This window comes from Okeania sp., assembly GCF_983059655.1.
Map to the genome: position 1 here is coordinate 1 of NZ_CEZPJD010000305.1, position 9010 is coordinate 9010.

The 9010-nt window shown below is 34.5% G+C and carries 11 protein-coding genes; 7 read left to right on the plus strand and 4 right to left on the minus strand.

Annotated features, from left to right (window positions below; translation table 11 throughout):
* A partial coding sequence (locus AC3DU7_RS17325; protein WP_488040568.1) for a protein kinase domain-containing protein occupies window positions 1-826 on the minus strand: 826 nt, incomplete at its 3' end.
* 322 nt (window positions 827-1148) lie between these two features.
* The gene (locus AC3DU7_RS17330; protein ID WP_488040569.1) at window positions 1149-3158 is read right to left on the minus strand and encodes a protein kinase domain-containing protein; all 2010 of its coding nucleotides are present in this window, start codon (window positions 3156-3158) and stop codon (window positions 1149-1151) included.
* 309 nt (window positions 3159-3467) lie between these two features.
* On the opposite strand from AC3DU7_RS17330, the gene AC3DU7_RS17335 reads away from it, so the two are divergent.
* The gene (locus AC3DU7_RS17335) at window positions 3468-3698 is read left to right on the plus strand and encodes a hypothetical protein (RefSeq protein ID WP_488040570.1); all 231 of its coding nucleotides are present in this window, start codon (window positions 3468-3470) and stop codon (window positions 3696-3698) included.
* Window positions 3685-4110, plus strand: a complete 426-nt coding sequence (locus AC3DU7_RS17340) for a retroviral-like aspartic protease (RefSeq protein WP_488040571.1) — start codon at window positions 3685-3687, stop codon at window positions 4108-4110. Before AC3DU7_RS17335 ends, AC3DU7_RS17340 begins: the two co-directional genes overlap by 14 nt.
* Window positions 4111-4165: 55 nt before the next feature.
* Here the strand turns inward: AC3DU7_RS17340 and AC3DU7_RS17345 are convergent, their stop codons facing one another.
* Window positions 4166-4411, minus strand: coding sequence for a FitA-like ribbon-helix-helix domain-containing protein (locus tag AC3DU7_RS17345; protein WP_488040572.1), 246 nt, complete (start codon window positions 4409-4411; stop codon window positions 4166-4168).
* 171 nt (window positions 4412-4582) lie between these two features.
* Here AC3DU7_RS17345 and AC3DU7_RS17350 point away from each other — a divergent pair, with 171 nt between their 5' ends.
* From AC3DU7_RS17350 to AC3DU7_RS17370, 5 genes are all read left to right on the plus strand, one after another.
* Window positions 4583-4720 (plus strand): hypothetical protein, encoded by a 138-nt coding sequence (locus tag AC3DU7_RS17350; RefSeq protein ID WP_488040573.1) that lies wholly within the window; start codon window positions 4583-4585, stop codon window positions 4718-4720.
* Between the two features lie 12 nt (window positions 4721-4732).
* A complete protein-coding gene (locus tag AC3DU7_RS17355; protein ID WP_488040574.1) occupies window positions 4733-5050 on the plus strand; it encodes a DUF433 domain-containing protein in 318 nt (105 codons plus the stop codon).
* Window positions 5051-5114: 64 nt separating this feature from the next.
* On the plus strand, window positions 5115-5354 hold the full coding sequence (locus AC3DU7_RS17360; RefSeq protein WP_488040578.1) for a DUF5615 family PIN-like protein: 240 nt from the start codon (window positions 5115-5117) through the stop codon (window positions 5352-5354).
* Between the two features lie 173 nt (window positions 5355-5527).
* Window positions 5528-5983, plus strand: coding sequence for a Panacea domain-containing protein (locus tag AC3DU7_RS17365; protein WP_488040575.1), 456 nt, complete (start codon window positions 5528-5530; stop codon window positions 5981-5983).
* 238 nt (window positions 5984-6221) lie between these two features.
* The gene (locus tag AC3DU7_RS17370) at window positions 6222-7001 is read left to right on the plus strand and encodes a Uma2 family endonuclease (protein WP_488040576.1); all 780 of its coding nucleotides are present in this window, start codon (window positions 6222-6224) and stop codon (window positions 6999-7001) included.
* Window positions 7002-7531: 530 nt separating this feature from the next.
* Here AC3DU7_RS17370 and AC3DU7_RS17375 read toward each other — a convergent pair.
* Window positions 7532-9010: GUN4 domain-containing protein (locus AC3DU7_RS17375; RefSeq protein ID WP_488040577.1), on the minus strand; the 1479-nt coding region annotated here is incomplete at its 5' end.

The following is a 9010-nucleotide window of genomic DNA, read 5'->3' on the forward strand; positions in this document are numbered from 1 at the left end:
TATGATTACCAATATTGCTTAATTCGCCGATCGCTTCTTCTACATTTTGATAACGATCTTTCCAATAATCAGACACCATTTTATCAATAACTCGAACCAAAGCGTCACTAACATTAACTTGGTTTTTCCAGATAATTTCACCAGTGGAGGTGTCTTCTCGTAAATTACTAACCGGAACACCAGTTAATGCCTCAATACCCATCATTCCCACAGCATAAATATCACTACAAAACTTAGGTTTTCCTGCCGCCTGTTCGCTGGGCATATATCCAAGAGTTCCCACTGCTACTGTTGCAGTTGTATAACCTGTACTTGTTACTGTTAATTCATTAATTTCTTTAACAGCACCAAAATCTATTAATACAATTTTTCCATCAAATTTCCTCCGCATAATATTCTGAGGTTTTAAGTCACGATGTATTACTTTTTGGTGATGTACATACTTTAAAACTTCTAAGATTTCAATGAATAGTTGAATTATTTTCTTCTCACCAATTTTTTGCCCAGAATAAATCTCTTTTGTCAAATCATCTCCTTCAATCAATTCTTGAACAAGATAAAATTGTTCGCCTTCTTCAAAATACGCACATAAGCTCGGAATTTGATCGTGTTCTCCTAAACGTTGTAATATTTTTGCCTCTTTTTCAAATAAAGTTTTTGCCACTTGAAAAACCTGTGGTCGTGGGTCAGATGGAGCTAATTGTTTAACGACACATTGAGGATAATTGGGAAGGTCTAAGTCTACTGATAAATAAGTATTTCCAAAACCACCCTTACCTAACTCTGATATAATTTTATAGCGATTTTTAAGTATTTTTTCAGCCATTGTTTTTTTGAGAAAGTTAGTTTAAAAAAATTTGTGGTTTCATACTCCTTTTGTAAGCATTCAGCCGTCAGCAATCAGCAATCAGCTATTGCTTTGAGTTGACGACCAAAGCTTTATTAATTGCCTTACTACAAAACTTGGTTCTCTTGACCTTAAAATCAGTTGTTAATTTAAACACCGTTCTTAAAGAGAGAGTCTTTTTGCTAATAGCTGAATGCTTACCTCATTTTGAGGAGAAAAACATGCTTTACTTACTAATTTTAACATTAAAAAAAGCTTCATGGAATTGACTTTCGTGCATATTGTATCAATCTCCTAGCTACTAACGCGCCGACCAGACTTTAATAGTTTTGTCATCGCTACCACTAATAATAGTCTGCCCGTCGGAGCTGATGGCAATAGAAGTCACTACCCATGTATGACCAGTGAGAGTATTTTTGAGACTACCTGTTGCTAAATCCCAAATTTTGATAGTTGTGTCCTCGCTACCACTAACAATAGTTTGGCCATCGGGACTAATAGCTAAAGACCAAACTTCGTTGCTATGATCGGTTAGAGTATTTTTGAGACTACCCGTTGCCACATCCCAGATTTTGATAGTTCTGTCTGCACTACCACTTACAACATTCTGTCCATCAGGACTGATAGCAACAGAAAAAACTCGATCGCTATGACCAGTGAGAGTATTTTTGAGACTACCCGTTGCCACATCCCAGATTTTGATAGCGCCATCCGCACTACCACTGACAATAATCTGTTTCTCAGAGCCGATCACTACAGAATAAACTGCTTTGCTATGACCAGTGAGAGTATTTTTGAGACTACCCGTTGCCAAATCCCAAATTTTGATAGTGCCATCTGCGCTACCACTGATAACAGTTTGTCCGTCGCGACTAATGGCAATAGAATAAACGGCATTGGTATGATCGGTGAGAGTATTTTTGAGACTTTCTGTAGCCAAATCCCAGATATTGATAGTTCCGTCAGCACCACCACTAATAACAGTTTGTCCATCGGGGGTAATAGCGACAGCAAAAATCTTGTCACTCTGGGTAGCAAGAGTCCCTTGGAGGCTACCATTTACCCAATCCCAAACTTTTATAGTATTGTCCCAGCTACCACTAACAACAGTCTGCCCATCGGGACTAATTGCAATGGAACGAATCCAGTTGTTATGACCGCTGAGGGTACGAACTTCAGAAATATTAGTGGCGTAGGAGATGAGGTTGGGAGTTGAAGTTTTAATTGATGCTCCCTCATTTTGGCTATTTCTAGTAGGTGAGGAATCTGATATTTCCTGTTCACTAGGAATATTATTAATAATAATAGAAGCAATAATAATGCTGAAAGCAATACCGATACCTAGACTTATTTTGACTAAAGTTTGAGCAGAACTTGAAGAAGAAGAAGTGGGAGAAATAGTAGTTGATGGCTGACTATTATGCTGATTACTATTTATTACAACTGTATGTTGTTGTGATATTTCGTGTGGCGATTGGTAATTGACATTATTATCAATATTAGATAATTCAACTATTACTTCATCAATACTTTGATAACGATATTTCCAATAATCTGACACCATTTTATCTAGAATTAAAACTAATTTATCGCTAACATTAACTTGATTTTTCCAGACAATTTCACCTGTTGAGTTGTCTCTAACTAATCGATTTGCTTGTATGCCAGTTAATGCTTCAATACCAATCATTCCCACTGCATAAATATCACTACAAAATCTAGGCTGACCTGCTGCTTGTTCGCTAGGCATATATCCAGGAGTTCCCACTGCTATTGTCATAGTTGTATGACCCCCAGTTGTAATTGCTAATCCTTTAATTTCTTTAACTGCTCCAAAATCAATTAATACAATTTTTTCATCAGATTTTCTCCGCATAATATTTTGCAGTTTTAAGTCACGATGAATTACATTTTGCTGATGTACATACTTTAAAACTTCTAATATTTCAGTTAAGAGTTGAATAGTTTGATTTTCACTCAATTTACTACCAGAATAAATTTCTTTTGTTAAATCATTTCCTTCTATGAACTCTTGAACTAAATAAAATTGCCCACCTTCTTCAAAGTAGGCAAATAATCTGGGGATTTGATTGTGTTCCCCGAGACGTTGTAATGTTATTGCTTCTTTTTCAAATAAAGTTTTTGCAACTTGAAAAACTTCTGGTCGCGGGTCAGATGGGGCTAGTTGTTTGACCACACATTGAGAATGATTAGGCAGGTCTAAATCTACTGCTAAATAAGTAGTTCCGAAACCACCTTTACCTAACTCTGATATAATTTTATAGCGATGTCTAAGTATTGTGCTAGTCATTATTTTTTTAAGAATTTATAGCTTTTTTAGAAGTTAGGAGTTAGAAAATAAGTTACGGTAGTTTAATGTTTTCAATATTGTTAGGGGGATTTATTAATCAAAGTAATCTTTGGGCTATAATATTTATGGCTCAATTTAATCTTTGAACTTTGTTTTACTAGGCAATATAGCTACGCTAGGCTGCACCAATATAATCTTGGGCATTTAATTTTATAGCTAGTAATTGGGATTGACTCATAATTGCTTTATTGAAAAAATGATTACTTTAAATTATAGTATAGTAATAATCAAATTCAACTAATTTTATTTATGATGTTAAATTCTAAGCTGTTTGTTCAACTTGAACAATTATCCCGTGGAGATAAGTTTCAAATTATTCAATTTTTAATGGCAGAATTAGCAAAAGAAGAAGGGTTTGAACTATTAGATAATAATAATAAGGCTTATCGTACTTGGTCTCCTCATAATTATTCTGATGCAGCCCATAAATTAATGAGTTTATTAGAACAAGAAGAAGGGAAAGAAAATGCAGAATGCTAAAAGATTTCCCTTTGTTGAACGAAGCGATCGGGCTGGAGAAACTAATGTTTTTCCCTATCTACCTATTACCTTAAGCTATCAAGATTGTATTTTGGATGCTTTAGGACTATTGGATACGGGTTCAAGTCTTAATGTTTTACCGTACCATGTTGGTTTAGCATTGGGAGCAATTTGGGAGGAACAAAAACTTTCAATTTCCTTAGCAGGTAATCTTGCACCAGTCGAAGCAAGGGGTTTAGTTATTGTGGGAAAAATTAGCGATTTTCTACCTGTTCGTTTAGTATTTGCTTGGGCTAAATCTAACGATCCACCTATTATTTTAGGTCAGTTAAACTTTTTTATGGAGTTTGATGTATGTTTTTATCGTTCGCAGTTAGCTTTTGAAGTTTGTCCTAAATTGAAATCAAGTTGAAATTTTCATCAGTTATCCCTATCTTCTCGGATTAATTGGGTACTATCAAGCCATTCTATATCTTTAGGTAATTCTTCGTGAATACGTTCAAATATGGCATAAGTTCGGGTGTCATTTTCCGTCTGTCTTCCCAGGAGGGATCTATATCTGGGGAAATTATAAATATTGCTCCTCCCTCTCGCAAAATTATTTCTAAGGCTACAATAACTTGTTCGCTTAAGCTACGATTATTGTTCTTAGCTAATTTTTGAATTTTTGCCATTAAATCATCAGGTAAGTCATTAATTGTGAGGTTTGCCATAATTATTTTCTTGATTTTTTTTGAGTTGGGTTTACATTGAAATATTTTAACTTATTTGTAGGTTGGGTTGACGCAGGAAACCCAACAAATACTTACAAGAAATTTCAGGTTTATGAAATATAGATTTGGAATTTTGACAGTTGATACACATCATATTATCAGAGATTAATTTTGACTTTTGTAGGGGCTAATGGCCATTCTCCCCTACAGGGTTTTGGTTATGACGATATAGTTTATCAATCTGAAAAGCGATCGCTCTCTCCCTTTCTGCAAAAAAATTCTATAATCATCAAAATTAATCCTTTTTAAAAGTCAACAATTATGTCTTCTTCAATAATCTCACAACACATAGAAATTACAGAAGGTATCTGTGGCGTAAAACCGCGTATTGCCGGACATCGAATAAAAGTTCAAGATATTGTCATTTGGCATGAAAGAATGGGAATGTCTCCAGATGAAATCATTTATCATCATCCTACAATTACCTTAGCAGATGTTTATGCAGCTCTAGCTTATTACCATGACCATCGAGCAGAAATTAGGCAACACATTGAAAAAGGAGAAGCTTTTGCTAAACAATTACAAGGCAAAAAACCATCTTTAATTCAAAAAATTATCAGCGGTGAAAATGTCAAATAAAATCAAATTTTATCTAGATAAAAATGTTAGTAATGCCATAGCAAATGGTTTAAGAATATGAGGAATTGATGTTACAACCTCAGCAGAAGCATCCCTCATTGGTGCATCCGATCGACAACAATTAGTTTATGCTTTATCTGAAGAACGAGTCATTTTTACTTTTGACAATGATTTTCTCAGTTTAGCTGCCACGGGTATGGAACATTCTGGAATTATTTATACTCCTCAACAACGTCAGTCAATAGGAAAAGTTATTAGCAATTTAATCTTAATTTGGGAATGTTTAGAACCTGAATATATGTAAATAATATTGAGTTTGTGTAGCTCAATGTACTCGTAAATACGATTAGTTTTTAAACTGTTGAGTAAAGGATTTATTCTTGTTTGTTTGATGTACTGGAATTAGTGAGTTTTATAGGAAGTTAAAGGTTCAGTAAAATTTGATATAATATTTAAAGATTCAGGAGAAAAAATTTTATGAAAAGTGCAGTTGATATAGCTAGGTATTTTTTGTGTCGTGTTGACAGAGAAGCAGGGGATACAATCTCTCCTTTAAAACTACAAAAACTTGTATATTACGCACAAGCTTGGAGTTTAGTATTTAGAAATGAACCTCTGTTTTTTCAAGATATTGAAGCATGGGTTTATGGTCCTGCTATTCGTGATGTTTGGCATGAATATAAACCTTACCATTATCGGGATATTCCACCACCTGAAGAGTTAGAAATAAAGTTTGCCAAAGATGAGGTAGAAGTTCTTGAGGAAGTATGGGATACTTATGGAGAATTAAGCGCTAGACACTTAAAGGAATTAACACATTCGGAAACTCCTTGGCTAAATGCCAGAAAAGATTTAGAACCAGCTCAACCATCGAATAATATTATTTCTCACTCAGATATGAAAGCTTTTTATTCTGAAATGGTGGAGGCTTAATTCAGTTATCAGTTATCAGTTATCAGTTATTAGTTATCAGTTGTGAAAATCCTAGTTTTAAATTTACATACACAGATAACAATCGTTGGATTTTGTCTGATTGGAATTCATCAGAAATTAATGACTTAATTCAAGGGTTATTAAAAAAAATGATTACTTTAAATTATAGTATAGCAATAAACAGAGAAATACTTTTTTTGCTAAAATAAAATAACTCAAATGTCACAACCAAATTATTATGGTAAACTACAACGAATTACTCAATCTACCATCAAGTGACGAATTACCAGACTCAGACGATAAACCCGTGGATCATGAAATACAAATCCTAATTCCTAACCTACTAAGAACAATTCTAAATCGGTTATGGCGCGATCGCTCTGATTGGTTTTTTGGCGTAAATATGGGAATTTTTCACACCACCGGTTCTAGTCCTAGAGTTCCTATAGTTCCTGATGGTTTCCTCAGTTTGGGAGTTACACGACGAAAAAATGGTAAATTGCGACCTTCCTATGTTCTTTGGGAGGAAAATTATATTGTTCCCATATTCGTATTGGAGATTGTTTCTCAAACCTATGGCAAGGAATACGATAAAAAAATGATTGATTACGCTCGGTTGGGAGTATTGTATTATGTCATCTATAACCCAGATTATTCCAAGCGAGACAAACACGAACGATTTGAAGTGTATCGTTTGTTAAATGGAGCATACCAACGTTTACAAGGAAATCCCGTGTGGATGCCAGAAATTGGTCTGGGGATAGGAACTGAATTTGGTAACCATTACCGTTCCGAACAAGAGTGGTTGTATTGGTATGACTCTGAAGGGAACAGGTTTATGACTCCAGAAGAGGGAGAACTTCAGCAAAAACTACAAGTTCAACAGGAGCGACAACGTGCTGAACAATTTCAACAAGAACTTCAACAGGAACGACTTGAAGCTCAACAGCAGCGACAACGAACTGAACAACTTGAACAAATGTTGCGTTCTATTGGTGTCGATCCAGAACAGTTGTAGTTATAGATTTGCTTAAAAGTTAAACAGACAAAAACTCGATCGCTATTTCTTGAGTAGAGGAGCAAACGCTACTGCTGCCAACATTTACAGCTCGACTTTCACGGGCGATCGCTTCTCCATCTACAGGGGACAAATTTTTGCCTATTTCCCGTAAACTGGCGATCGCTTCTCTTGCTTTTTGTCGATCAAATTGAGGTGGAATTTCTTCAAGACTGAATTTAAGTAATCTTAATTAAGCTCATATATTTATGGGTAAATTTAATTTTTGAGCTTCTTTCGCTAGGGGATTATAATAATCGAGAACTTAATTTTACAGTTAGTAATTTGGATTCATTCATAATTGCTTTATTGAAAAAAATGATTACTTTAAATTATAGTAAAGCCATCTTATAATGGCAGGTGGAACGGAGTCTGGGTGAAAATTATCAGTGCCAGGTATCGAAATGTTGAAATAAAGAAAACTCCCTACAAATTACTTCCTAAAACTTTTTTCTGTTGATAAATCAAAGGCTTATATATGATGATGCTTATCAAAATATATTATAATAATTATAATGTTTATCAAGTTTATTTGAGAGAGTGCAAATAAAATAACGAGACCACACAAGTGATCGAAGATTAAAATCATGATACAACACATACAAAATCAAGAACGGCCACAAAATAGGCACCAACAAAGCAAAGAAAATGATAATACAATATAACAACGCGATCGCACAGCCGATCTTTTCAAGATTTAACTCTTCACTGATTAATAGAATTACTGGCAGATGACCTCTAGGAGCTTTTCTTTTAAAAATGATGTTATTATTGGATAACCATCCACCCCTTAATCCCCAGTTTCGGTTCAGCTTCCATCCAACTCTCTCTCCAAATCGTTTATAAGTTTTGTTGTTATATTTTAAGGGTATATTTCCTGTATTCAAGTAAATTTGCTTTTGAACGCTAAACCCAAAATGCCCATTACTATAGCTTACCCATAGTTGGTCAATCATTTGCAAGTCTACACAAGAAATATTCTCAATCTTCTTAGAATTGAAATTTTCAAACCATCCTACTTTAGCAGCTTTTTTCATAACTCTATTTGTTTCCTTATTTGCCTCTTTCCACTTTCCTGCCGCTAATTTATTACGCAACTTAGTATAATTAATTCCACTACCTGAAAGCAGAGGCACATCCCTAGAGATTAGAGGTTGTATTTTTCGTCGATAGAGTTGCTGAATCAAAGTATGAAAATGAAAACTGAATAATCTAAAGTATTTTTTAAGATGTTCAGTAATTATCAAAACATACAAGTTATTCCCAAAATCAGTAACGGCTTTTCGATATGTAGGAGCATTAGTAATTATCAAAACATACAAATTATTCGCAAAATCAGCAACGGCCTTTCGATATGTAGGAGCATTAGCAGAATTACTACTAACTATTAATGTAGGGGCATTAGTAGAATTACTACTGACTCTTAATGTAGCAGCAGAATTACTACCACCTCTAAGTTCAGTCATCACTTCATCAATACTTTGATAACGGTTTCTCCAATCATACAACACCATTTTATCTAAAACTCGACCCAAATCATCACTCACATTAACTCGATCTTTCCAGATAATTTCACCTGTTGAAGAATCTTGAGGAAAGTGATTTACATCAACTCCAGTTAATGCTTCAATACCCATCATTCCCACAGCATAAATATCACTGCAAAACTTAGGTTGACCTGCTGCTTGTTCTATAGGCATATATCCAGGAGTTCCGACTGCTATTGTTATACTGGTTTGACCTCCTCTAATAACAGTTAATCCTTTAATTTCTTTCACTGCCCCAAAATCTATTAAAACTATTTTTCCATCAGATTTTCTCCGCATAATATTCTGAGGTTTCAAGTCACGATGAATTACATTGTCCTCATGTACATATTTTAAAATCTCTAAGATTTCAGTTAATAGTTGAATTGCTTGTTTTTCACTAATTTTTTTACCAGGATAAATTTCATTTGTTAAATCATTACC

Excerpts from the sequence above, each read along its gene's own strand:
- AC3DU7_RS17335 (WP_488040570.1), top strand. The coding sequence starts at position 3,468 with ATGATGTTAAATTCTAAGCTGTTTGTTCAACTTGAACAATTATCCCGT.
- AC3DU7_RS17330 (WP_488040569.1), bottom strand. The coding sequence starts at position 3,158 with ATGACTAGCACAATACTTAGACATCGCTATAAAATTATATCAGAGTTA.
- AC3DU7_RS17370 (WP_488040576.1), top strand. The coding sequence starts at position 6,222 with ATGGTAAACTACAACGAATTACTCAATCTACCATCAAGTGACGAATTA.
- AC3DU7_RS17365 (WP_488040575.1), top strand. The coding sequence starts at position 5,528 with ATGAAAAGTGCAGTTGATATAGCTAGGTATTTTTTGTGTCGTGTTGAC.
- AC3DU7_RS17340 (WP_488040571.1), top strand. The coding sequence starts at position 3,685 with ATGCAGAATGCTAAAAGATTTCCCTTTGTTGAACGAAGCGATCGGGCT.
- AC3DU7_RS17345 (WP_488040572.1), bottom strand. The coding sequence starts at position 4,411 with ATGGCAAACCTCACAATTAATGACTTACCTGATGATTTAATGGCAAAA.
- AC3DU7_RS17355 (WP_488040574.1), top strand. The coding sequence starts at position 4,733 with ATGTCTTCTTCAATAATCTCACAACACATAGAAATTACAGAAGGTATC.